We start from the raw sequence: 24,680 nt of genomic DNA on the forward strand, positions 1-24,680 counted from the left end.
CCCGAACTTGCCTTAACCGGCACGGGGTCTTGCTATTCATGCAGGAGGTCTATTGATCGGGAAATAGCGGGGCTTGTCGGTTTTCGTCGTTTTCCGAAGCCGAACATCTGTCGCGAACGCCTCACAGAAATGAACGCGATCCGGCTCGATATGCTTCCACTTGAGAGCGATCGCCTCTTCCGGCCGACAGCCGGTGTGGAACAGGAATTTAACGTAGGGAGCGTAGTAAGAGTGGGCGATCGGGGAGTATTTAGACGCGTAGGTATTATTCTCGAACGCGGAGATAATGGCCGCCACGCAAGAACGGGAGAAGGGTTTTCGGGATACCCGGCTAGTTTTTTTGGTCTTGATATCCCTGGCTAGTTCTTGGAAAGGATTTCCCGCGATCAGTTTCTTCCTCATCGCCCAATTACAACAGGCGCTCAGATGCTTGAGAGTACGTTTCGTCACCTCCGCGGAATAATTTTTCAGCAGGTAGGTCTGTATATCGATAGCGTTCTCTAGAAATGGTTTCGGAAACTTCCGAATCCGTTTTTCGATTTTCCCGTAGTCCCGCAGGATGGTCGTCTCTTCTAGATGCTCGCTTTGAAATTCGGTATAGCGAGTCCATAACTCCAGTAAGGCGGTTCGCGGGGGGTCATCACTCGCGGCGGGAATAGAGATACCGCTCGGTAGCTCCGAATGCGGTTTGTATTTCTCTAGGGTCGGGTCGAATTTCTCTTTAAAAATATCGTCCTCGATTAGGGCGGCCTTGCGTTCCGCTACCCGGCGATTGGACGGAGTATCCATCAATCCCGTGGAAAGGTAGTGACGTTTACCCGCGACGGTAAAGACGAGTTGGATGCGATTATTGGAGATCTTGAGGCGAACGGAGCCTTTAGCGGCTTTGGTCGAAGAATTTTTAGAGGGCATGGGGAACTCTCTATTGGTTCTCTTGTACTAAATTTTACCCCAAATTTACCCCAATTTTTGACCCGAACTGACCGGAAAAGACCCGACGTTAAGGGAAGCGTCTCCGAGAGAGAGCCGCTGGAAACCTTGATTCTTTGATGGCTCGGGGCAGATTTGAACTGCCGACCTTGGGCTTATGAGTCCCCTGCTCTAACCAACTGAGCTACCGAGCCGTTGTTACCACGATTTACTATCGTAAAATAACTAACCGCTTTTCGTCAAGATGGTGGGGGAGGGGAAGCGAAAATTCTTCCCCTCGCGAGAGAGTTACCGTCTAGGCAGAAAAGCGATCGGGTTAACCGCTCCTTTCCCGTCGGGATGAACCTCGAAATGGAGGTGAGGCCCGGTACTAAAACCCGTGCTACCCATTTCGGCGATCGGCTGTCCCTGATCGACTGTCTCTCCCCGACGAACTAGGAGTCGGCTATTGTGAGCGTAGAAGGTGATACTGCCATCGGCGTGTCGGAGTTTCACGAGATTGCCGTAGCCACCAGAATTCCAGCCGGCCGAGACGACTTCACCCGACGCGGCCGCGACGACCGGTGTGCCGACCGGCCCGGCGATGTCGATCCCGCGATGGGGTCTGCCCCAACGCCAACCGAACCCGGAAGTTAGAACCCCTCGCGTCGGCCAGATGTAGCCGTTAAAAGGCATATCGGGTAAATGGTCGTCGGGATCGGACAGGGGAGGTAAGGACGGTTCGACCGTCTCGCCGACGGGAATTCTCAGTCGATCGTTGTATTCCTCGACGTTCGTGGGAGCCGAACCGATAATCACTTCTCCCGTCGATCGGGACGCACCGGAAGTAGCCCCCGGCCATTGCGGGTTACGGGAGAAACGATCGGTCGGTAGTCGCCCCTCGCTGCCGCGGTTTTCGGAAACCGGGGACCCGACCGAGATCGGGGTCGCGCTCAAGGGTTCCGACGAGGTAGAGCGACGCAGTTGGGCGACTTCCTGGCGCAACTTATCGGTGTAAGTTGCCGCGATCGACTCTCCCGCGCTCTCCGGCCGGCTACGGTTCCCGTTTTCGGAAAGGCCCTCGACCGTGCCGGGGGACGAAGATAACGCCGGAGGCTCGGCCGGAGAAGAATTCGTTCCGATCGGGTTTTCCCGATCGACGGGTTCCGCGGACGGTGCGGGAACGATCAGCGATCGATCGATCTCGAGCCGGTTCGGGTCGAGAATTCCGTTCGCCCGGGCGAGTTCACCGGGAGAGATCCCCCGGGTGCGGGCGATCGTGTTTAACGTATCTCCCGGGCGGACGCGATAGTATCGCGTTTTCGAGGGAACGATCGCGCGGGGATCGGGAATCGCGGGAACCTCCGCGCTATATCCGGGTTCGGTCGCCGCGGGCGCGGCCTCGCCGACCGGCGTGACGTTAGACGATGGAGCGGTTTCCCCGACGGGCGCGGTCGCGGGTTTCCGAGGAAGCACCGCCGTTACCGGACGATCGCTTTCGGGCGCGGGAACCTCGATCGGGATCGAGCGCGAGAGTGATTCGGGAGACTCTTCCGGGGGGATCACGGGAATCTCGATCCCCCTCTGGGTATTTTCGTCCCGAGCGGCGAGATCGTTTTTATCCGGGGCGAGCGCGGTTTCCGATGACTCCGACGGACTCTCGGTCTCGCGAGCGAGAGAGTCCGCTAAACTATCCTGAAGACGTTTGCTTGTCTGGTGCAGACTATCCGATACGCGCTCCAACTGCTCAGAAGTTGATGGTTCCGACGGCATTGCCGCGTTCAACCGCTCAGGAGTTGGAATTTTTAACGTCTGTCCGATCGTTAGTTCGGATAGCTCGGGAATTTCATTCATCGTGGCGATCGCTTCGGGCGTGGTGTGATAGGCGCGCGCCAACAACCACAGGGACTCGCCCGGTTTGACCTCGTGTTCGATCGCGGGGGCGGCCGCGACTATCGAGACGGAAGTGAGAGTTTCCGAGAGAATGACCCGCGGGGACGGGGGATCGTTGTCCCGAGAACGTTCGATCGAGGGGATATTCAACCGCTCGCCGTCCGACGGGAGCGAATTGGCGGCGTGAACTCGTTCGGGCCGAACCGCGAGCATTCCCGTGGTTCCCATCGAGATGACCAGCCCGAGAGCGGCGGCGGAACGACGAACGAGGGGATTTCCCTGCCGCGGGGGCGAGAGTTCGGATTGTTCCCGTTCCGTCCGTCCAGGAGTGACGGATAGGATTGAGTCGTGAAAAGTCTCTTTCAAACAGACCTCCTAGGGATATAAAGAGCTTGCTTCATCCAGCTTTTCAAACTCGGATGAGCGGTTACGACGATCCGTCATCGAGACTATCGGCGTGTAACCCGGTGCGCTTGACGTTACTGTCAAACTATCTAAAAGGGACTTTTTAGCAAAGGTTAACCCGGTTTTTGAAAACAAACAAGTCTCTCTCTCGATGCGGGAGATGGTCGTGATTTTTTCGGGTGGCTCGTTAATATTTCGGTAGACGTTACCGATCCCTTGAGGTTCCAGGTCGGGCGGGGATATTTCTCCGTGTTTTCCGGGAGGATTTCTTATATAAATTTCTTATCTGTCGATCTCGAAAATCTCGAAAATCTTAATCGCCCCAGAAGGGGCAGGAGGTGGATGTTGTCCGGGATCTTGAACTCCGGCCGAACCCTTTTTCCCTTAAATTGGGGAGGCTTGTAAATCGTTGTTTTCTGGTAATAAAGGCTAAATATTAATGAATTCCAGGAAAAGTGAACGCTCGCGGCGGGCGATCGAAAATCCCACCGCGACACGATGTTCTAGAGAGGGTTAAAGGTTTTCGCGAGTGCCTTCCGCCCCCGTCAATCGCCGCTATCGCCCGCGGGACGGACGATGTAGCGGTTCGCGGGACAAAAATTCCCGCGGTGGCCGGGGGTAGTCGCGTTGTTAAATAAGAGGAGAGAACGGTCTACCGACCCCGATGGTACAGTCCGATTAGATGGACTTCCGCTAGAACGTGACCCTTGATAGCCTCTTCCACGCGCGCTTTCGTCGCTCCCGCCGATAGTTCCAAGACTCGATCGAGCGCGTACAGTTTGAAAAAATAGCGGTGAGTGCCGCTCGGGGGACAGGGGCCGCCGTAGCCCGATTTACCGAAATCATTTTTCCCTTGAAGTCCCCCACCGGCGACGGTAGCGTTCGGGGAAACCTTCTCCGGTAGGGAACGGGTCGCGGGGGGCAGATTGTAAACGACCCAGTGAACCCACGTTTTTCCGGGGGCATCGGGATCGTCGCAGATCAGCGCGAAACTCCGAGTACCCGCGGGCGGTTCGTCCCACGCGAGGGGAGGGGACAGATCCTGTCCGTCGCAGGTGTACCGGGAGGGGATCGCGCCATTCGTAACGAAAGCCGAACTTTCTAATTTCATTTTTCCGAGGGGGAGGAGAGAGATTACATCCTGCCGGGAGCCGTCCGAAAAGGGGAAAAGCCCTAACAGACCCGCTCCTTTCCCGGCTAATTCTAGAAACACCCGGCGCTTCATAGCAAGGTTCAAAAGAGTCACTTTATTCTCTAGAAATACCTTTCGGTAATGGAGGCCGCGCGGGATTCGATAGAATTCTTAAAATAAAAACCGCGTTCGAGCGACTTCGGGAGTGTTTTTTCCGAGTTATGGAAAAAAATCAAAAGTATTGCGGACTATTATCCGAAAATTTTAGTTTCTGTATCGAATACTCGCTGGTAATTTGCCAGCCTACCCTTGATATTGTCCGCATCAAGAAGAGTTCGACAAAGGTGGCCGGTTCACCCACCGCGGGCGATCGGTTTTCTCGGGAGGAATTCCCGTCGTTCGGAGCGAACTCGAAAGCATTTTTCGCTGGCGATCGAAGGATATTGACCGCGAGAAATTTTCGGGACGGAAAAGCCGGGGCGGATTTTTGTCGGCAGGGGTAAACCGCGTTCGCGACTCGCGCCGACTCTATCGGGTATAGGGCGATACCGACTTTCTCGAAACAGAACAGAATTACTTTTCAGGGAAAGGTAGACGGATAGAATACAGCTTTTTTAACGCTAATTCGGGATAAGAATTTGATGATTTTTCGGTGAGAGACCGAGTCTTATTCGGGGGACTAGCCACCCGAACCCCCCGCACAGGTCCACGCGCGACCTCACCGCGAGTTGACAAGATTTCGGGATGGCTTGAAGGAGAGGATCTCGATTTTGGCTTATCCCGAATTGACGTTTTTTTAAATCAATTCCGCGTTCGATAGGCTGATTCGTTTTAATTTCTCGTTAACTTCGAGAACTTTGACCTTGATCACTTGTCCTACTTTGACGATCTGTTTCGGATCGCTAACGAAATGATTCGCGAGGTTAGAGATATGGATTAAACCGTCCTGGTGAACGCCGATATCTACGAAAGCCCCGAAGTTAACCACGTTGGTAATGATTCCCTCTAAAATCATTCCCTCTTTCAGATCGCTAAGTTCGGTAATGCCTTCTTGAAAGGTGGCGTATTTAAATTCTTTCCTCGGATCGCGTCCGGGTTTCTCTAGTTCGGCGATCACGTCTTGTAGGGTGGGTAAACCGATCGAGTCGGTGACGAAGCGGTTTAAATCGAGGGATTTCAATCGGGAACTCTGTTGACCGATCTGTTGGAGGGGAACCTGTAAAGCGTTGGCGATTTTTTCGGCGATCGAGTAACTTTCGGGATGGACGGCGCTATTATCGAGCGGGTTTTCGCCTCCCCGTATCCGCAGGAATCCCGCCGATTGCTCGAAGGCTTTCGCTCCCAGTTTGGGAACTTTTAATAATTGTTTTCGGTTCTTAAATTCACCGTTTGTATCTCGATAGACGACGATATTATTGGCGATCGTGGGGGTGATTCCCGACACGAAGGTTAGTAATTCTTTAGAGGCGGTATTGAGATCGACCCCGACGTAGTTCACGCAACTCTCGACGGTTTCTTCGAGTTTTTTCTTGAGTAGTTTTCCATCGACATCGTGCTGGTATTGGCCGACCCCGATCGATTTGGGATCGATCTTCACTAATTCGGCGAGTGGGTCTTGTAATCGTCTGCCGATGCTGATCGCCCCGCGAATGGTAACATCGAGATCGGGGAATTCCGATCGCGCGACTTCCGAGGCGGAATAAACGGACGCTCCCGACTCGTTGACGATGACGGTAATCGGTTTTTTCGCGCTGTTTTTTAATACCGAGGTAATAAATTGTTCGGTTTCCCGTGATGCGGTTCCGTTACCGATCGCTATCAACTCGATATTATATTTAGCGAGGAGTTTTTGAATCACTTCCCCGGCTTCTTTCCGTTTTCCCTCTCCCGAATGGGGATAGATGGTGTGATATTCTAAAAATTTTCCCGTTTCCGATAGGATCGCCAATTTACAACCCGTCCGAAAGCCTGGATCGATCGCGAGAGTGGGTTTCATTCCCGCGGGAGGTGCTAATAATAATTCCCGTAAGTTTACCTCGAAGGTTTTTATCGATTCGAGATCCGCTTGTTCTTTTTTCTCCGCGCGGATCTCTCGAATGATCGAGGGTTCGATCGAACGTTTAAACGCGTCTTTAATTACTCTGGCGTAAAATTCTCGGATCTCCGGCTGTTTCGATCGGATCTCCCGCGACTCGATCGAGGCTAACACGGTTCCCTCGTCGTAGGCGATATCGACGCTGAGAATCCCCTCGCTTTCCCCGCGAAACAGCGCGAGGAGGTTATGGGGGGCGATTTTTCTCACGGGTGCCTGAAAGTTCCGATACATCTCGAATTTGGTACTGCCTTCGGGATGTTCGCTTTTGACTTTCGAGGTGAAAATGCCTTCTTTGAGGAGGTAATTCCGCGCGTAAGCCCGTAGTTCGGCTTTATCGGCGATCTCCTCGACTAGAATATCCGCCGCACCGTCTAACGCGTCTTTGATAGTGGTAACACCTTTTTCCTCGGATAGATACCGCTCGGCTTCCTTCTGGAGATCGATCGATTTCCCGATCGGGGTATTGACATATTTTATTAATTGTGCTAGAGGTTCCAGTCCTTTTTCCCGAGCGATCGTCGCTCGCGTGCGTCGTTTGGGTTTGTAGGGGAGATAGAGGTCTTCTAACTCGGTTTTCTGGGTACAGGCTTCGATTTTCGCCTTTAATTCGTCGGTGAGCTTGTTTTGAGCGGCGATCGATTCGAGGATAGTTTTTTTCCGCTGTTCGAGTTCGGTTAGGTAGGTGTAGCGATCGCTAATCTGCCGCAGTTGGTTTTCGTCGAGAGAACCCGTTTTTTCCTTACGATAACGGGCTATAAAGGGAATTGTCGCCCCTTCTTGGAGGAGATCGAGGGCATTCCTCACGTTATCGGGCTGTAAGTTCAGTTCTCTAGCGATAGCTTGTAAAATATTGAGGGACATAAGTTAGGTGAAGACAAATAACCTTATCGTGAAGTGGGGGAGTCAGGAGTCAGGAGTTAAGAGTCAGGAGTCAGGAGTCGGAAGACTTCGATCTCCTCTCTTATTTTAGGTGGAATCTCGCTCGGTCATTGCACTGGGAATCAAACACTAAATTAAGCGATTAATAACGCACTCGCGGATCGAGGAAACCGTAGGTGAGATCGGCGATGAGATTGAAGATAACAATTAGAATAGCGTAAATAAAGGTAATCGCCATAATCACGGGGGTGTCGCTTCTAGAGATCGAATCGACTAAGAGGGAACCGATTCCGGGAACGCGAAACACCTGTTCGGTGACTAAAGCACCGGTGAAAATGGAGGGAATATCGAGCGCGATCAGGGTGACGATGGGGATTAAGGCGTTACGAACGATGTGATTTTTAATCACTTTTAATTCGGGTAAACCTTTGGCGCGAGCGGTTTTCACGTACTCCTGATGGATTTCCTCGGAGACGGACGATCGGGTGAACCGCATTAACATCGCCGATTGATATAAGGTTAATACGGTGACGGGTAATATCGATTGTTTGATCTGCTCGATGAAGGTTTCGAGATCGGTAATTTTTAGGGTACTGGAATAGAAGGAGGGAAACCAGTTTAGCTGTACGCTGAAGACGATAATGAAGAGTAATCCGGTGACGAAGGTGGGTAGGGAAAAACCGAGTAACGAGAAGGTCGTGAGCGCTCGATCGATCCAGGAATAGCGTTTTATCGCCGAGATTACTCCGAGGGGAATGGCGAGGAGAATTCCGAAAAGATAAGCCGTACCGACGATCCATAATGTGGTCGGTAAACGCTGTAAAATCAGATCGAAAACAGGGCTACGACTGGTGAAAGAAAACCCCATATCTCCCGTGATAAATGCGAAAAACCATTTCACGTAGCGAACGGGAATCGGTTGTTCTAGTCCCAAACTTCTGCGGATATTCTCGCGGACTTCTTCGGTAATGGAAGGATTGGCGGCGAACTCTCCCATCGGATCGCCCGGCGCGATGGCGAGAATGCCGAAGATAATGATACTGATCGCGATTAATGTCGGGATAGCGAATAACAATCTTTGAAAAAAATATTTCAGCATTTACTTCGATCGCTTCCAATCTTTAATATTCCAGGTATTTCGATCCCACGGGGTTAATTCAAATCCTTGTAGGTTATTACTAATCGCCGCGACATCGGCGCGATGGGCGAGGGGAACCACGATAAAGTTCTTAATCAGAATATCGTTCATTTCGATAATCTGTTGGCGACGTTTGGCGGGATCGAGTTCTTTGCTCGAAGACTGCCATAAGCGATCGTAGTTTTTATCGCAGAAACGAGCGTAATTATTGCCCGACCATTGATTCGATTTTTTCGGGATCTCGTTACAGGTGACGGTTTTTAAATAATCTTTCGGATCGGGAACGTTATTTCCCGTGGTATACATCTGGAGATCGGCGTAGAATTTTTCTACCGTATCATTATTCGACGGGTCGCTGGAAAAGAAGATGCTCGCGTCGATCGTTTTTAGTTCTACTCCCACGCCGATCGATTGAAAACTCTGCTTGATAATTTCTTGGGTTTTCTGTCGCAAGGGGTTGACGGTGGTTTGAAAAACCAGTTTCATTTCTACGCCGTTTTTATCTCTGGTTCCGTCACCGTTACTATCTTTCCATCCCGCCTCTTCTAATAATTTAGACGCTTTTTCTGGATTAAATTCGTAACGGGTGTTGGGAGAATTATATTCTTCGGGAAGAACGAGGAAATTCGGCGTGGTTTTCCCGGTTCTCCCGTACAGTTGAGTAACGATCGTGTCCCGATCGATCGCCAAAGTTAACGCCTCCCGCACTTTCGGATCGCTTAAAAAAGGATGGGGAAATTGAACGCTCGATCGCTCTCCATCGGGGGCGACTTTATTCGGGTCGCTAAGATTGAATAAAATTCTTTCGACTAACGAGCCGAAGCCGGAAATTAATTTCCCTTTCCCCGCTTTTTCTAAATCGTCGAGAACTTTCGCCTCGACCTGTAAATTATAGGCGTAATCGGCTTCCCCGGTCTGTAAAACGGCGCGGGCCGCAGAGGTGGCATCCCCTCCCCCTTTTAATTCGATACGTTTAAAGCCCAATTTATCCGCTTCCCGAAAGAGGGGATTCGCCTCGTAAACGACGGTATCTCCCGGACGGAACTCGATTACTTTATAGGGGCCGGTTCCCGCGGGGGACAAATTCGCGGGCGCTTGTCTGGCTTTCTCGTCGCTATATTTCTCGTAGAGGTGCGCGGGGAGGATCATTCCCTCCGTTCCCACGAATACCGACGACCAAGCGGGATTTACCTCTTTAAAGGTAATTTTTACCGTATGATCGTCGATCGCCTCGACATTTTTCACGCTCTCGTAGGTTCCCGCGCTGGTCGATCCCGTTTTCGGGTTGGTAATAAATTTATAGGTCGCGATCACGTCTCTCGCGGTGAATGGAGTCCCGTCCGACCATTTCACGCCTTTTTTTAGCTTCCAAGTGACGGATCTACCATCTTTCGCCACTCCCCCGTTCTCGATACTGGGAATTTCCGCCGCGAGAAAGGGAACGAGTTTCCCGTCCGCGCTAAAGCTGGCGAGGGGTTCGAGGGTGATCCGGGCCGCTTCCGAGTCTTTGAAGCCGGTGGATAGGTGCGGGTTGAGGATCGTCGGCGCTTGCCAGTACAGGAGTTTTAATACTTCCGTGTTGCCGTTACCCGCGGTCGGGGAAGAGGCGGATTCGGGGGTATTTCGAGCGTTACAAGCCCCGAACAAAAGTGTACAGCACAGGGAGAGGGTCAGAAGGGGCAAGAACTGCGATCGCTTAAGCATCCTGATACACGCGGGAACCGATTAATTCAGTGATCAGTGTAGCCTATGGAGGAGTTCCGGGGGTGGGGAGATGGGGAGGCGGGAGATGGGGAGTAGGAAATCAATAGATAGTTTCGGGAAAAAAATCGAGAGTTTCGAGAAAGTTACCCCCTACCCCCTACACCCGTCTTCGCTTATTCGTCTCGCGGCCCCTGTCCCTCGCGTTCGCGGAATTCGGAGCGGCGTTGTTGCATTAACTGGGCGAATTGAGTCCGTTGGGCGGGAGTTAATACTTTTCGCGTTTCTAAAAGGCTTTGGAAACGTAAATCGCCTAAACGTTGTTGATTCTGTTGGATTTCTTGGTGTTTCGCGCGAAGTTCATTATCGCTCGCGTTTCCGGTCATCAGGGTTTCCATTTCTTGGCGATCGCTTTTCATCGCTTCTCGCAGTTGGCGCATCTGTCCCTGATATTTCTGACGGATGGCGGCTATTTGACGTTTTTGGCTGTCGGAGAGATTTAATTGTTCGAGCAGATTATCCTCTCCCCGGACACGACGGGGGCGACCTTGAGGACTCGGTTCGGAAGTGGCTTGCGCGATGGTGAGATCGGGTTTCGGGGTAGCGGTGACGTTATGGGTGAAGAGAACGGTCGTACCCACGGTTAAAGCCATCGCGGTGCTAAGAATCGGGAAAATAGACATGATAGACCTCCTAGTTAGGGATGGTAGGTGGAATAAGTAAGCCGGGGTTCCGTCCGGGTTGTCCGGGTGTTTTCCGGACGCGAGACGGTCGGGGAACGATTCGATCCGTACAGGGTTTCGTTCCAGTTGTCCGCTAGAAAGGCTTCTAACTCCCGGTCGGAAATAGTCGCGACCCGCGGGGTGGGACTCGACCAACGATAGAAACCGAACAGGAGCAGAGCGATCGCGGCGATCGAGATCGCCCCGGTTCGCGGGGAAATGATCGGGCGTTTACGGGGGGTTTCCGCCTCGATCTCGATCGCTCGTAGGATTTCTTCCTCTAAATTCGCTCTCGGTTCCGGGGGAGAGGGGCGATGTTGACGCAGAAAGCTAACAAGATTGTCATCTTCCGGGGACATCAGAGAACTCCTTGTTGTTGCAAGAATTGGCGGAGGGCGCCGCGCGCGTGATGCAAACGCGATTTCACGGTTCCGACGGGAATTTGAAGGATCTGGCCGATTTCTTTCTGGGGCAGATCGTCGAGATCGTGTAGGACTAACACGGCGCGATGTTCTAGGCTGAGGGTTTCTAGTCCCCGCCGGAGTACGTCCTCGTAGTGCAAGCGTAGGAGATCGGGACTATCCTGGGGTCGGGAGAGGATTTCCAGACGGGAATCTTCTCCCTCGATCGAGTTGGCCGGATCTCGCTCGATCTGCCGTTTGGCGAACTGTCGTCGCCCGTCGTTGGCCACGTTCCAGGTAATGCGGTATACCCAGGTGGAAAAATAGGCCGGTTGCCGGAGTCCGGGGAGGCCGCGCCACACTCTCAAAAACACTTCCTGCACGAGATCGTCGAGACATTCCCGGCCGCAGAGTTGATAGAGGGTGGAGCGGATTTTGGGATGGTACCGTCGATAGAGGAGACGGAAGGCGAGTCGATCGCCCTGTTGACATCGCCCGACCAACTCTCGATCGCTCACGCTCGCTTGGTTATCGGCTATCACCGCGCTCATCGACCTCACCGAAAATCGTTCTTCACTTTTTTTAGACCCCCCACCCGCGACAATGGTTCAATACCTCTGGAGAAGGATCGAGAAACCCGATCGTGAACCCATTTGCCAAACCCTACCATATCAACTTTAGCCGCGCGGATCTGGGAACCTCGCCACCGGCGATCGCCCTCCTATCCGGGGAGCCGGAGCGATCGGCCCGGATCGCCCGCGATTACCTGCAAAACTCCCGCCAACTTTCCGATTATCGGGGATTGAATAGTTATATAGGCTATCTCGATTCCACGCCGATCCTCGTCGCCACCAGCGGGATGGGCGCGCCGTCGTTAAGTATCGCGGTCAACGAGTTAGTGCAAGTCGGGATCGAAAAAATCGTCCGGATCGGTACTTGCGGTTCGATCCAGGCCCGGGTCCGGGTGGGGGACGTGGTGATCTCGACCGGCGCGTTGTGTCGGCAGGGGGCGGCCAACGATATCGCGCCGGTGGAATATCCGGCCGTGGCCGATCCGTTTCTAACCGTCGCGCTCGCGGGGGCGGCGCGGGATCTCGGGATCGAATATCATCTGGGGATTACCGCTTCGGTCGATACGTTTTACGAGGGACAGGAAAGAACGGAATCCTCGGCGAACCCTCACCTACCGCGTTGGTTACAGGGCATCACCGAGGAATACCGCCGTTTAAATATCCTCAATTACGAGATGGAGGCGGGAACGCTGTTGAAGATGGCCGGGGTATACAGCTTTACCGCGGCTTGTATCTGCGGGGTGGTAGCGCGAAGGACGGAGAACGAGGCGATCGAGGTCGAGAAGAAAGGAGAGGCGATCGAGAGGGCGATCGAGGTGGCTTTACACGCGATCCGAACATTATCCGCTCGGGAAATCGGAAATACTTGACAGATCCGTTCCTTTTGTCTAGGCTCTTAAAAGAAATAAACGTCCCGATTTATTTCTTTCGATAGTTGACTTATCCGGAATAACTAGAACGAGTTCCCATAACTTTCTCTAGTCCCGGTCTGTTATTAAGGATGTCTATCCGGGGATATCGAAGTGGTTCTATGGCACTTCGACCGCGATCCCGAACGCTCCCCCCTCTATCGAGAAGAGTTGGTCAGGTAAATTCGACTCGATATCCCTCCTTACGGAACGCTCGATCGATTTCGGATACTTCCCCCTGCCGTTCGGTATTTTATGAATTCTCTAATCCCGATCCAGTTAACCGATTTTTCGATAAATAATCCCTAGTTATTTTCCACGACCACCGTATTTACTAAAAACGTCGAGAATCTATAAAATCCCCTCGTTCACGGGCTTATCTCTCGGTTATCCCTGTTTTTTCCGATCCCGATCTAGTGATTGGATGACCGCCGATTCCGAAATCGATCGGTCAGAGCGAGGGGAGCGAGGTCTCCGAAATGTAAGAGACCGAACTCTCGATCGAACCTTCCGTGCATCTCCCGGTTTTACCTAATAAATAATAATTGTTCTTACCCAAAATCATGCAATCTCTAATTTCTCGAAAAACAATTCCTTGGTTTTTATTAGCCGGCGACATTATCAGTTTGCTGGGTTGCCTGAATCTCGCTTTTTTCTTTCGTTTAGGGTCATTTATCGAGGTGGGAACTCCCTTCTTGTACTTGATGATCGGCACGATACTTTTAGGTTTGTACATCGCCGATACCTACCGTCTCGATATTCAAATCGCCGGACTGTGGGCCCCCGCGCGGGTTCTCGTTAGCCTTTGCCTGATGTTCTCGCTGCTCGGCACGATCATCTATCTAACCGGGTGGTGGGGAACGACCCATCTGGTGGGCCGGGGAATTTGGTCTCTCAGCTTACTCTTCTTCACGATCTGGGGGGTCGCCTCGCGAATTTTCGCCTACCGGGGATTACAGTTCGCTCTAGCGCGGACTCGCTGGTTGGTCATCGGCGATCGCGATAAAATGGCGTATCTGGAATTGGACTACCGACAGGCCAATCCCCTAACGGAGTTTGTCTACTGGGGAGAACGCGAGGAAAAGAAAAAAATGGTGGTTGGCGGTAATTCGCCGGTTCTACTCCGCCAGTCGGTTCAGTTCGAGGTTTTAAGCCAACAGATCTGGTCGGGTGTCATTATCGATGAGGATCTGGAAACCCTATCGGAATTAACGACCGGGCAACTGATGGATATGCGACTGCGCGGCGTGTATATCTACAAACCCGCGGAATTTTACGAGGAGTTTTTCCAAAAAATTCCCCCGAAGTTAATTCAGGATGATTGGTTCGCTTTTACATCCGGCTTCGCGCTTTTTCACAATCGCATCAACGTGAAAATCAAGCGATTATTCGATATCGTCGTTTCTAGCTTTCTTTGCCTGTTGATTTCGCCGATCGCCGCGATCACCGCTCTCGCTATCAAGTTGGACAGTCCGGGCCCGGTTTTCTACAGTCAGATCCGAACGGGACTCAACGGACAAAAATTTAAAGTTCATAAATTCCGTTCCATGAGACAGGACGCGGAAAAATCGGGGGCGCGATGGGCGAGTACGACCGATTCACGGATCACGAGAGTGGGCAAATTTATCCGGTTAACCCGAGTCGATGAACTCCCGCAATTCTGGAACGTTCTCAAAGGAGAGATGAGTCTGATCGGCCCCCGTCCGGAACGCCCGGAATTCGATAGCGAGTTACGCCAAGAAATTCCCTATTACGATATCCGTTATCTGGTCAAACCGGGGATTACCGGCTGGGCGCAAGTTCGCTATCCCTACGGCGCTTCGGTCGAAGATGCCTACCAAAAAGTCGCCTACGACCTTTATTATATTAAGCACTATTCCCTCTTGTTAGATGTAGCGATCGTCTTGAAAACCATACGGGTCATTTTCTTAGGAAAAGGCCGTTGAGAGAGCGGGAAAAACGCGGGGAGTACGGACGACCATCGCGGGCGGAATACTCGATCGAATCTCCCGAGAGGTACTCCCCGCGAACGGCGATCGAGGAACGAGCGAGATGAACCCGGCGCGGACGGCGGAAGCCGCTCCCCGATCCCCGGTAACGATGACCGCGACTCGCCCCATTACATCCCGAAAGGAGGTACCTTTCCGCTAAAAGGCGAAGTCGATCGGGTAAGATCTGGAAATGCCAAGATTAGGCGGAAAAAACGCCGCGAACCACCGGGAATTTCTATCTTTCGGCGGTTACGGGAATCGATCGAGTTCAAACCGACCGCGCTCTCGCCCATGATTCGGTCTTCGCTCCCTGACCCGAGGTAGTGTTTTCTCTGGAGTGAAAAGGAAAGAGAAATGATGGTCGGAATATACGAGACGGGAGAGGAGCGGGTCGATCCTTCGGGGCGAAAGAAAGAGCGTCGCGGGCGATCGGTGCCGGAAGGGGGGAACCTTTAAGCGGAAAGGTTTACAGCGGACTTTTCCTACAAGTTCTCACGGTTTAATCGGAGGAATTATCGGGGTAAGCGCGTCTTATTTAGTCAGAAAATATACGGATTCTCGTGATTTTTAAGATGCTCTAAACGAGCGAGCGAGGAAGATTCAAGGGTTCAGCCCTTACCTCGAATGAATACTCCGCTCGGTCGCGGAAAATTCGGGGTCAAGACCGAATCGGGAGCGCCGAGCGATCCGGAGGTGGTGAACCGGGGAGGAAAGCGTTATATCCTTGTCCGGAAAGATGTACCGTAAAATCATAATTTAGGATTCCTGTCAAGGATTGTTAAGACGCGCCGGTCTGAGAAGAATTACCAACAATCCCCTTTCGAGTCTCTTGACAATCGATAAAACGAGAAGTACAGTAAGATCGTTTCCGGTAAGACCGAATCTCTATAGATATCTAAAACCCTTACGGCAATTTTCGTCCATTCTAAAAAATTAAGCGGTAAATCAATGTTAGACGAGCAAATCAAAGAAAGAGCCAGGAAAGAACGCGAAACCTATAATCAAGGTCTGAAAAGAGAGAACTACGAAGGCATAATGTCGCACGCGCTTTTCTTTTACAATCAGATATGGCACGAGCGAGTGATCGAACTTATGCGAGAATTCGGGGAAAATAAAGTTGGAATCGAGTTGGGAGATACCATCTGGAGCGCTTGGGTTGAAGACACCGGGATCTATCCGGCGAAGTTGACCTGTATTAATATTTCCGAAAAAGAGTTAGAAAAAGGAGTCGAACTCTCCCGCGCTAGTAACTTCAAACCGGAATTCCGTTTAATGGACGCTCATGCCCTGGAGTTCGAGGACAATAGTTTAGACTTCGTGTTCGGGGCGGGGATGCTACATCACCTTCAGTTAGACGTTGCTTTAAGCGAAATTAATCGGGTTTTAAAGCCGGACGGGATCATGTTTTTTATCGAGCCGTTAGGCATTAATCCCGTCGGCAAACTCGTGAGATTGTTAACCCCGGAGTCGAGAACGGAAGATGAGACCCCCTTCGGGTTCGAGCAATTAAAATCGCTAGACAAAAAGTTTTCAACGTCGATTTTATACGGTCAATTTACCAGTGTCCCCTTGGGAATCTTGTCTAAGTTTTTATTTAAAACACCGGACAATATTTTAATGAAAACGGCTTTTACAATCGATGTTAATTTAGAGAAAGTTTTTCCTCCTCTCAAATACTTATACCGCTCCATGTTAATTACGGGAAAACCCAAAAAGTGATGGGAAGCAATCAGGAAGCGATTCTGATAACCGGAGGGGCCGGGTATATCGGCTCCCACGTCGTAAGACAGCTTGGCGAGGCCGGCTATAATACGGTCGTCTACGATAACTGTTCGACGGGCAATCCCGCGTCGGTTCTCTATGGCGAACTCGTGATCGGCGACCTAGCGGATCTGGAGTGTCTCTACCGCACTTTCGCCCGATACAACTTCACGGCGGTCTTACATTTCGCGGCGAGTATGGTCGTCCCGGAGTCGATCGCCTATCCTCTCGACTATTACGCCAACAATACCCGCAATACCTTGAACCTACTCCGTTGCTGTCAGGCTTTCGGGGTGAATCAATTCGTTTTTTCCAGTACCGCGGCGGTCTACGGCGATACGGAAGAAGCGCTCGTCACCGAACGAACGCTCCCCCGTCCGATCAATCCTTACGGGCGATCGAAACTAGCCAGCGAGTGGACGATCGAGGATTTCGGTCGGGCCGGGGATTTTCGCTCGGTTATCCTGCGGTATTTCAATGTCGCGGGAGCCGATCCCGAAATGCGGATCGGCCAATACTCGCCGCGAGCGTCTCATCTGATTAAAATGAGTTGTCAGGCCGCGTTAGGGAAACGTCCCTCGTTGAGCGTTTTCGGCACCGATTTCCCGACTCCCGACGGGACCGGGGTACGGGATTATATACACGTCGAGGATTTGGCGGCCGCCCACGTTAAAGCGTTGGATTATTTGCGATCGGGGGGGGAGAGTCAGATCCTCAATTGCGGTTACGGTCGGGGCTACAGTGTGCGGGAGGTGATCGCGACGGTGAGGGAAATATCCGGAAACGATTTCCCCGTCGTGGAAGAGGGACGGCGGCCCGGAGATCCCGCGTGCGTTATCGCCGACTCGACCCGGATTCGGGAGCTATTGGCATGGCGACCGCGCTTCGATAATTTAGAAACGATCGTGCGGACAACTTTGGAATGGGAAAAAAAATTAGATACGGTGATCCGGCGTTCAACGTGTTAGGAACCGTCAAGAAGAAGAGAAGAATCATTCCCCCGGTTAAAGGACATTTTCGAGGGATGTTTTGGATAGCGGCGATGTTAACGCTTTTAATCGGTATTATCCCGGTACGGATAGCGCTCGCCTACCATCAAGCGCCCCGACCGTTGGCGATCCTCGTTTTGGGAGGGGATTCGGTGAGAATGAATAGCGCCGCCCGGTTAGCGAAGGAGAATCCGGACTTGAATGTTTGGATATCGGATTTTCCGAAGTTCTATGAAACGGACCGGGCGATCTTCCAGGAGGTAGGGGTCGAGGAGAAACGAATTCATTACGATTTTCGCGCGACCGATACGGTCACGAATTTCACCACTACCGTCGGAATTTTTACCCGAGCGGGAATCCGCCATCTCTACTTAGTGACTTCCGATTATCACATGACACGGGCGCGGGCGATCGCTACCCTGGTTTTCGGCAGTCGGGGGGTCGCGATCACTCCCGTCCCCGTCCCCTCGGAAAACCATCCCGCGGAATCTATCTGGAGAGTATCGCGGGATATTATCCGCTCTTTCTTGTGGATACTAACCGGTCGATCGGGAGCTAGTTTGAATCCGCGTTTATAGAGGCACGGTCGCGGGAATACTCCGGGCTAGGCTCGATCGATCGCTCTGAGTCGAGATCGGAATTTTCTCGCGCGAAGGTTCCGGTCTCATGGCGATCGGCTCAAGATTTCTAGGTAAATTTTTTCCGTTTCCGATAACATCCGATCGAGGGTAAACTCTCGCGAGAATTTCTGTCTTCCGAATTCCCCCATTGTTTGCCGGAGATCCGGGTTTCGGATTAACGTCTCTAGAGCGGACGCTAAACCATCCACGTCACGGTTAGCCACTAAGAAACCGGTTCGGCCGTCCTCGACTTCCTCGGGAATTCCGTTTACCTTCGTGGCGACTACGGGCAGGCCGGCGCGCAGGGCTTCTAGAATACTGATCGGCAATCCCTCGTAGTGAGTGCTGAGAACGAAAATCCCCGCTCGCGCTAATAGCTCGGGAACGTCGGAGCGATCGCCCAGAAAGGAAACCTGTCGATCGATTCCCAGGGAACGGGCTAGGGTTTTACAGGAATCGAGAGAAATACCGCCCCCCACGAAATCGACCGGTACGTCGGGATCTTGCAATTGGGCGATCGCTTTTAGCAGGGTGGGTTGATCTTTTTGCTCGTTAAAGCGAGCTACCATGATAATTCTGGGTGGCTGGATACCCGGTTGCGCTAGGGGGACGGAATCTTTATTAATCCCGAGCGGAATACAAGAGAGAATTCGCTCGTTCCCGACCTGATATCTCAGGGCCAATCGGCGATCGCTGTCGCAAACGCAGATAATTTTCGTGGAAATGAACGTGGCTAATTGTTCACTGAATAGTCCGAGGAGTCTACGGGCGATCGGGGTATTGGGCGAAAAGCTCCAGCCGTGCGCGGTAAATACCGTCGGAACGTTACATAATTTCCCCGCGATCCGTCCGGTAATTCCGGCTTTCGTACTATTGACATGAATCAAATCCGGTTGAATTTTACGAATTAGCCGCATGGTGTCGAGAACGGCGCGCAGATCGGTGAACGGGTTAATGGAACGGATCAAACTCGGAATAATATGAGTGCTAATTCCTAGGCTTTTAACGCTTTGTGTCAGCGGGCCATCTAGACCGGTAGCTAGATGAATATTATACTTCGGGTGAAATCCCCCGATCAGATCTTTTACATAAGCTTGCGCGCCTCCCAGATCCGATCGGGTAATGATATAAAGTATCGTGATTTTTCGAGACATGGATCTTCTAGATAATCAGTTTTATGTCATTGTGCGGGTGATACTTGACCATGATCTTTGCGTGTAAATTATCTCAAAAATCGCTTTTCTCTTCCCATAAATTTCGCACGAACAAAACTTATTTCAGAACCTAAGAAAGAGCGTGGTTTCACGAGATAATCTCGGTCACAATCTATAACAGAAAAGCCATTTTCTGATTTTATCTAAAATCACGGATAAGTTTTTTCGCCTTTATTAAGATATAAATTCCATCTATTTTTTAAAATTAAATCAAATAGTATTCTTACGGCTTTTCCTGGATTAGATAGCCGAAAATAAGCCGGATCGCTACTGCAAGGTAGACCAGTTCGATCATCTTCTATAGCTTTTAAAAAAGTCGGATAGGAAAATTCGTCCGTCACACAGGTTCCGAGTGCGATCTCCGGTTGTCGATAACGGGTCAAAAAGTACGCGATAGGATAGGTATACCTTCCTCCTGGAACATATTCGAGCGTTGCCAGCTTAGTATTCGCTCCGATCGGAAAATTCTGGGTAAAAACTTGTGACTTTTGCCCGATTTCGGGATTGATCCCGCGGGTGATATTGTCAAAATCGATGTGGTGGGTTTCGAGGCAGTTCAGCCGAGCGTTCCGGTCTTGAAAATTTTTCACTCCCGTCCATCTCCTTCGGTTTTTTTTCCGTAAGTCGCGCGGGCTAGAAGGTGTCCGAGCCATAAATACTACCGTATTCAGTCCAGTTGATTTTCGCATTGATTGTATCTTGTCTGGTTCCTAAAATTGATGACTTTTTCGCGGTTATGTTGATAAGCTCGTCTTATCGTATAGAGAGTTTACAGCCTACTCTCCTACCCTCAACACGTCGAGAGATGTAGGAGCGCGAGACTCACCACGCGATCTAGCTAACATTTTTCAGCGAATGTCCGAGAGATCTCGATCGATCAGGAGAAGCTTTCCCTTGTTAAGGGTTAACCGCTGACAAAATCTTGTCATATAAATCATTATATTCATCGGCAATTTTCTCGATAGAAAAATCCCGAACAATTCGTTCTCTCGCTAACCCTCCTAGTCGGCTTCTTTTTTCGAGATCTAACTCGATAATGTCTTGCCATCCTCGCGCTAGTCGCTCCGGATCTCTCGGAGGAACGACTTTTCCCGTGTTCCCCACTATCCACGCGGAATCACCAACATCGGTGGCAACACAAGGCACACCACAGGACATCGCTTCACCGATCACTAGCGGGAAAGCTTCCCCATAGGCAGATGAGGTGGTCAAGATATCTAAACCCGAAATAATATACTCCATATCCTGCCTTTCTCCTAATAAGTGGCAATGATCGAGCAGGTCGAACTTCTGTAAAAGTGCTTGTAAGTCTTCATTATTCCCGTCAACCCCTCGGCCCGCTAATACAAAATTGACATCGGGGAACCGATCGAGCAAAATTCGAGCGGCCCGGCAAAAATTAGCGTGATCTTTCATGGGATGAAAACGGCAGAGAAGACCGATTAACACTAGCCGATCGTCTAGATTTAACTCTTGACGTAGACTCACTTTATTTTCAGGGTTGGGAATAAATTTTCGAGTATCGAATCCATTGGGAATAATTTGTCGATTTCGAGAGTGATATCCGATTTTTTCGTGCTGATCGGCACCCGTTTTAGAAACGTATTGGATTTTTCGGGGAAAACGAGAGAGAAAAGATAAAGTTTGAATGATGAGCGATAGAGTGAATTTTTCATTATCAATCGAATCTAGAGAATGGTGAATACTCCAGACCACCGGGATTTTATTAAAATTCACAAAACTCAGGAATTGAGCGATTAAGTTGCCATGATACATCCATCCTTGAATTAAATCTGGAGGATGCTTAAATAGACAAGAAAATAATGTAAAAATGCCCCCGATCGAGGCTAGGCCTTTTTTGAGATTTAACGGATAAACTGGAATATCTAGCTCTCTTATTTTCGTTCCCACGTTGCCTTCGCCCACGAGAGAAATGACGACGGGATTAAAACGTTTCCTGTCAATTTTCGCTAACAAAACATAAAGCATTATTTCCGCGCCACCGGTGTGTAAACCCGTGACCATAAACCAGACTGTTTTGGTTTTTGAATCAACCGCTCTTTTCATTGGACTTTTTGGATATATGGATGAGAGGAACAAAAAAATAGAATTATTTTTCCTAAGATTCAAATATTCATCTACGGCTTTTTTGCGGTCTGAACCAGAAAAATAATTATCGATCGCTAAAGTTCCGCTTGGTACTAGACGAGATTCGAGCGGTACTCCTAGAACCTAGAATTCTTCTACACAAATTAACATGAACGATCCATCGAGTCAACTAAGAAACCGTTAAAAAAGTTTCTCGAACTCTTTCAACCATGAGAGTTCTAACCGAGCGGGAGCGAAACGCCGATACTTCTCCGCGAGGAAGGTTACCATTGGCTTTTCAAAACAGTTTTTAGACGTTTCGATCGGGAAATAAAGGTGAGGTAAAAACTTTGAATTCGATCAATTTTTTTTGCCGCTCGCAAAGGAGCGTGAATTCTCCCCGTCGGGGCTGTCGGGACAAAGACGGCTAACGACTAATCGCCTGGATTGTCGAGAGTTAAAAAGGTGAGGAGGTAGCCAAAAAACTATCAAAATTATATATTTTCACGCTGATTTTTATAACGAATTTTATAATACCAGAGGATAGCTTCATCATTGAGAACTAATTTACCTATCCGGAACATTAAATTTTTAACAAACCAGCGTAAAGAATGTTTAAAATTGTCTATCAGCACAACATTATTGTTTTTTCTGATGGAAAAATTTTCTTTTAAAATAAGGAACAAAGTTTTTAACTTCATCGAGAGTCCCCCTTTACTCATTTTAGTAAGGACATCATCCGTGTGAACGAATTTTACACGAGGCTCCCGATAGCATCTAAAAATTAAGTCATAGTCGCCGCTAATCTGATAGCTTGTATTAAAGCCGCCGATGGTTTCGTACACCTTACGTTCGACGAACGTGGCGGGATGATGGAGGGGCATATTATAATCGATCGTCTTCAGGAAATCGGGATCTAATCCGACGGTAATTTGTACTCCCCGTGTATAGTCTACCGATCGCTTCGCCCCGGCAATGACTAACATTCGATCGACCTCTCCCTCCGCGATCGAGAGATCTCTAACTTTTTGAAGGGAATCGTTTTCGTACACGTCATCACTATTGAGTAAACCGATTACCTCCCCCGATGACAATTGAATCCCTTTATTCATCGCGTCGTAAAGACCCCGATCTGGTTCGCTCACCCAATAATCGATTTTTTCCTCGTATCGGCGGATAATATCGAGCGTGCCATCGGTAGAACCGCCATCGATAATGATATACTCGACATTATCGTAGCTTTGGGTAAGAACACTTTGAATCGTTCTTTCTAACGACTTTTCCGCGTTAAAAACCACGGTAACAATCGTGATAAGAGGTAGGGGTAAATTTGTCCATACACCACCGCTTTTATCATAGGAAGTTTTGAAATATCCTTTCGTCCTTAAGCCGCCTTCTCCTTTACGTTTTGGCGAGGGAGGTAAGAATAATAATTTCGATATTTTGTCCGAATTATTTTGAATAATATTGGGTTCTTCTCGGGTGAGTAAGCGAGTGGTTGAAAAACAAGGATCGAGTTCGAGAATTTTTCGCTCTCCCGAAGAAATATTATTCGTCATGACGAGATGAATTTTAAGGACAGCTACCGATTATAGACAAGCTTTTAACTTTTGTCAAGAAAATTACCGATCGCCCGATCTCCCATCCGACAGGAATACATTTAGCCGAATGATGAATAGAGTTGTTAATAAAGCGATCGATAGTTTTCCGCCTATAATTCAAAACTAAATTCCCGCTCTACTTTTTCTCGCGCGCGACCTCTCGTGTCTCTCCGGCTCCTCTAGTACCCGCGCTATCCCCCCGGCAAGATCTTCGCTATCGGACGGTTCCGCGAAATACCCGCTCTCGCCAGGATCGATCAACTCGGGCATTTCTCCCCTTTTAAAAGCGACGCGGGGAATCCCGCCTAGCTCTCTGTTTCATTTGATCGGTAGTTGTGAAAAATTAATTTCCCGGTTGAGATAGGCAAGAGGCAGGAGGCAAGAGGGGTAGCGAGATGTGTGATTAATTTTGTCTAGATACTTAGATTTACAATTGTTGTATTCGAGTTTTGTTTCGAGAGAATCTTGATAGAACTATCTCACAACTTTATCCCTTATATTTATTGTATTTTCTTTCAATATTTGTCGATAAACCTCGATAGTTTTACCGAACATTCTATCAAAAGTAAATTCCGCCTCGTAGCGTTTGCGTCCTTCGGCTCCCATTTTACAGCGTAGTCGTTCATTAGAAACTAATTCTAATAATTTTTGATGCAGGACATCCACATCACCTCTCGGTACAGAATAACCGGTAATTCCTTCTACAACCGCTTCCGAGGCACCCCCCACATCAGATACAATAACGGGAAGTCCCGCTCGCATCGCCTCGATAGTTGTTCGGGGGAAACCTTCCCAATGGGAAATTAAAGTAAATATTTGAGCGTTCGCCAAAATTTTCGCTACATTGGCTTGAAATCCCCAAAATTTTACTCTATCCATCACTCCTAAATCTTTCGCCAATTTTTTTATTCTTTCTAGAGTAGGCCCCTCTCCCACCAAATCTAAATGAGCGCCAGGGATCTTATAAAAAGCTTTGAGTAAAGTTTCCTGATCTTTTTGTCGATCAAAACGGGCTATCATGACGATCCGAGTCGGGTTGGAATGACAGGGATTCGCTTCTAACTCTCGCGGTAGATCGGGCATACCGTTATGAATTGCCAGCAGTCGTTCTGGACGCATTCCCACGGCAAGGCCGATCGAGCGATCGTGTCGGGACACGCAGATAATCCGATCGGCTAAAGGCTCGATCGCTCTCTCGATCAACTGATAGATAGTGCGCTGGGGTTCCGGAACCCCTCCGGTAAAAGCCCAACCGTGCGCGGTAAATATACAGGGTGTCTTGGTTGATCTTGCCGCTAAACGACCGATAACTCCCGCTTTACTAGAGTGAGTGCTGATAATATCCGGTTGAAATCGGTGGATAACTTTTTGAATAAATTGAAAGGTTCGCCAATCTTTTACCGGTTGAATCTGGCGACCGAAAAATTGACAGGAAATGCAATCGATCTGATGCTTTCTAAGTTCGGTGACGAGAGGGCCTTCGCTTCCCGTGACGACTAGCACGCTATGTTCATTCGCCTTGAGAAAGATAGCTAAATCTCGGACATGAACCTGCGCTCCCCCGATCGTGTCGGCACGAGTAATGATAAACAGGATTTTCAGTTTACAATTGGCCGGGTTGGTAGAGTCCATATCATACATGGTCAATGCCGTCAATAAAA

At 50.0% G+C, this 24,680-nt stretch carries 20 protein-coding genes and 1 tRNA gene; 5 read left to right on the forward strand and 16 right to left on the reverse strand.

Annotated elements, in window-relative coordinates; all coding sequences use genetic code 11:
* Nucleotides 1-36: 36 nt before the first annotated feature.
* The 10 genes from V0288_RS16400 to V0288_RS16445 form a co-directional block, all read right to left on the reverse strand.
* The gene (locus tag V0288_RS16400; RefSeq protein WP_332866214.1) at nt 37-912 is read right to left on the reverse strand and encodes an Arm DNA-binding domain-containing protein; all 876 of its coding nucleotides are present in this window, start codon (nt 910-912) and stop codon (nt 37-39) included.
* Between the two features lie 138 nt (nt 913-1,050).
* Nucleotides 1,051-1,124 (reverse strand) — tRNA-Met (locus V0288_RS16405).
* Between the two features lie 94 nt (nt 1,125-1,218).
* Nucleotides 1,219-3,168 carry a LysM peptidoglycan-binding domain-containing M23 family metallopeptidase gene (locus V0288_RS16410; protein WP_332866215.1) on the reverse strand — a complete coding sequence of 650 codons (1,950 nt, stop codon included), beginning with the start codon at nt 3,166-3,168 and terminating at the stop codon, nt 1,219-1,221.
* Between the two features lie 691 nt (nt 3,169-3,859).
* Nucleotides 3,860-4,453 (reverse strand): YbhB/YbcL family Raf kinase inhibitor-like protein, encoded by a 594-nt coding sequence (locus V0288_RS16415; protein ID WP_332866216.1) that lies wholly within the window; start codon nt 4,451-4,453, stop codon nt 3,860-3,862.
* Nucleotides 4,454-5,135: 682 nt separating this feature from the next.
* The gene (locus tag V0288_RS16420; protein WP_332866217.1) at nt 5,136-7,295 is read right to left on the reverse strand and encodes a Tex family protein; all 2,160 of its coding nucleotides are present in this window, start codon (nt 7,293-7,295) and stop codon (nt 5,136-5,138) included.
* Between the two features lie 160 nt (nt 7,296-7,455).
* Nucleotides 7,456-8,412, reverse strand: a complete 957-nt coding sequence (locus tag V0288_RS16425) for an ABC transporter permease (RefSeq protein ID WP_332866218.1) — start codon at nt 8,410-8,412, stop codon at nt 7,456-7,458.
* A complete protein-coding gene (locus V0288_RS16430; protein WP_332866219.1) occupies nt 8,413-10,155 on the reverse strand; it encodes a peptide ABC transporter substrate-binding protein in 1,743 nt (580 codons plus the stop codon). It abuts the gene before it with no gap.
* Between the two features lie 173 nt (nt 10,156-10,328).
* Entirely contained in the window at nt 10,329-10,835 is a 507-nt protein-coding gene (locus tag V0288_RS16435) for a Spy/CpxP family protein refolding chaperone (protein ID WP_332866220.1), read from the reverse strand.
* 14 nt (nt 10,836-10,849) lie between these two features.
* Nucleotides 10,850-11,233, reverse strand: a complete 384-nt coding sequence (locus V0288_RS16440) for a hypothetical protein (RefSeq protein WP_332866221.1) — start codon at nt 11,231-11,233, stop codon at nt 10,850-10,852.
* Nucleotides 11,233-11,826: a sigma-70 family RNA polymerase sigma factor gene (locus tag V0288_RS16445; RefSeq protein ID WP_332866222.1), complete on the reverse strand. Its 594-nt coding sequence runs from the start codon at nt 11,824-11,826 to the stop codon at nt 11,233-11,235. The genes V0288_RS16440 and V0288_RS16445 overlap by 1 nt, the downstream gene beginning before the upstream one ends.
* Before the next feature lie 92 nt (nt 11,827-11,918).
* Here V0288_RS16445 and V0288_RS16450 point away from each other — a divergent pair, with 92 nt between their 5' ends.
* The 5 genes from V0288_RS16450 to V0288_RS16470 all read left to right on the forward strand — a co-directional run bounded on the left by V0288_RS16450 (nt 11,919) and on the right by V0288_RS16470 (nt 18,074).
* On the forward strand, nt 11,919-12,716 hold the full coding sequence (locus V0288_RS16450) for a nucleoside phosphorylase (RefSeq protein WP_332866223.1): 798 nt from the start codon (nt 11,919-11,921) through the stop codon (nt 12,714-12,716).
* Nucleotides 12,717-13,318: 602 nt separating this feature from the next.
* Nucleotides 13,319-14,701, forward strand: coding sequence for a sugar transferase (locus tag V0288_RS16455; protein ID WP_332866224.1), 1,383 nt, complete (start codon nt 13,319-13,321; stop codon nt 14,699-14,701).
* Between the two features lie 993 nt (nt 14,702-15,694).
* Nucleotides 15,695-16,465, forward strand: a complete 771-nt coding sequence (locus tag V0288_RS16460) for a class I SAM-dependent methyltransferase (protein WP_332866225.1) — start codon at nt 15,695-15,697, stop codon at nt 16,463-16,465.
* Complete coding sequence (gene galE, locus V0288_RS16465; protein ID WP_332866257.1) at nt 16,465-17,475, forward strand: UDP-glucose 4-epimerase GalE; 1,011 nt, start codon at nt 16,465-16,467, stop codon at nt 17,473-17,475. Before V0288_RS16460 ends, galE begins: the two co-directional genes overlap by 1 nt.
* A 74-nt stretch (nt 17,476-17,549) precedes the next feature.
* The gene (locus tag V0288_RS16470) at nt 17,550-18,074 is read left to right on the forward strand and encodes a YdcF family protein (protein ID WP_332866226.1); all 525 of its coding nucleotides are present in this window, start codon (nt 17,550-17,552) and stop codon (nt 18,072-18,074) included.
* 86 nt (nt 18,075-18,160) lie between these two features.
* On the opposite strand, the gene V0288_RS16475 is transcribed toward V0288_RS16470, so the two are convergent.
* From V0288_RS16475 to V0288_RS16495, 6 genes are all read right to left on the reverse strand, one after another.
* Nucleotides 18,161-19,270 carry a glycosyltransferase family 4 protein gene (locus V0288_RS16475; RefSeq protein WP_332866227.1) on the reverse strand — a complete coding sequence of 370 codons (1,110 nt, stop codon included), beginning with the start codon at nt 19,268-19,270 and terminating at the stop codon, nt 18,161-18,163.
* Between the two features lie 209 nt (nt 19,271-19,479).
* Complete coding sequence (locus V0288_RS16480; RefSeq protein ID WP_332866228.1) at nt 19,480-19,920, reverse strand: hypothetical protein; 441 nt, start codon at nt 19,918-19,920, stop codon at nt 19,480-19,482.
* Nucleotides 19,921-20,227: 307 nt separating this feature from the next.
* Nucleotides 20,228-21,460, reverse strand: coding sequence for a glycosyltransferase (locus V0288_RS16485; RefSeq protein ID WP_332866229.1), 1,233 nt, complete (start codon nt 21,458-21,460; stop codon nt 20,228-20,230).
* Between the two features lie 452 nt (nt 21,461-21,912).
* Nucleotides 21,913-22,716, reverse strand: a complete 804-nt coding sequence (locus tag V0288_RS16490; RefSeq protein ID WP_479687455.1) for a glycosyltransferase family 2 protein — start codon at nt 22,714-22,716, stop codon at nt 21,913-21,915.
* 426 nt (nt 22,717-23,142) lie between these two features.
* Nucleotides 23,143-23,319 (reverse strand): glycosyltransferase, encoded by a 177-nt coding sequence (locus V0288_RS25160; protein WP_422662000.1) that lies wholly within the window; start codon nt 23,317-23,319, stop codon nt 23,143-23,145.
* 174 nt (nt 23,320-23,493) lie between these two features.
* Nucleotides 23,494-24,651 (reverse strand): glycosyltransferase family 4 protein, encoded by a 1,158-nt coding sequence (locus V0288_RS16495; protein WP_332866231.1) that lies wholly within the window; start codon nt 24,649-24,651, stop codon nt 23,494-23,496.
* Nucleotides 24,652-24,680: the final 29 nt, after the last annotated feature.

Origin of the sequence: Pannus brasiliensis CCIBt3594 (genome assembly GCF_036688125.1) — a bacterium.
Classification (GTDB): Bacteria; Cyanobacteriota; Cyanobacteriia; order Cyanobacteriales; family Microcystaceae; genus Pannus; species Pannus brasiliensis.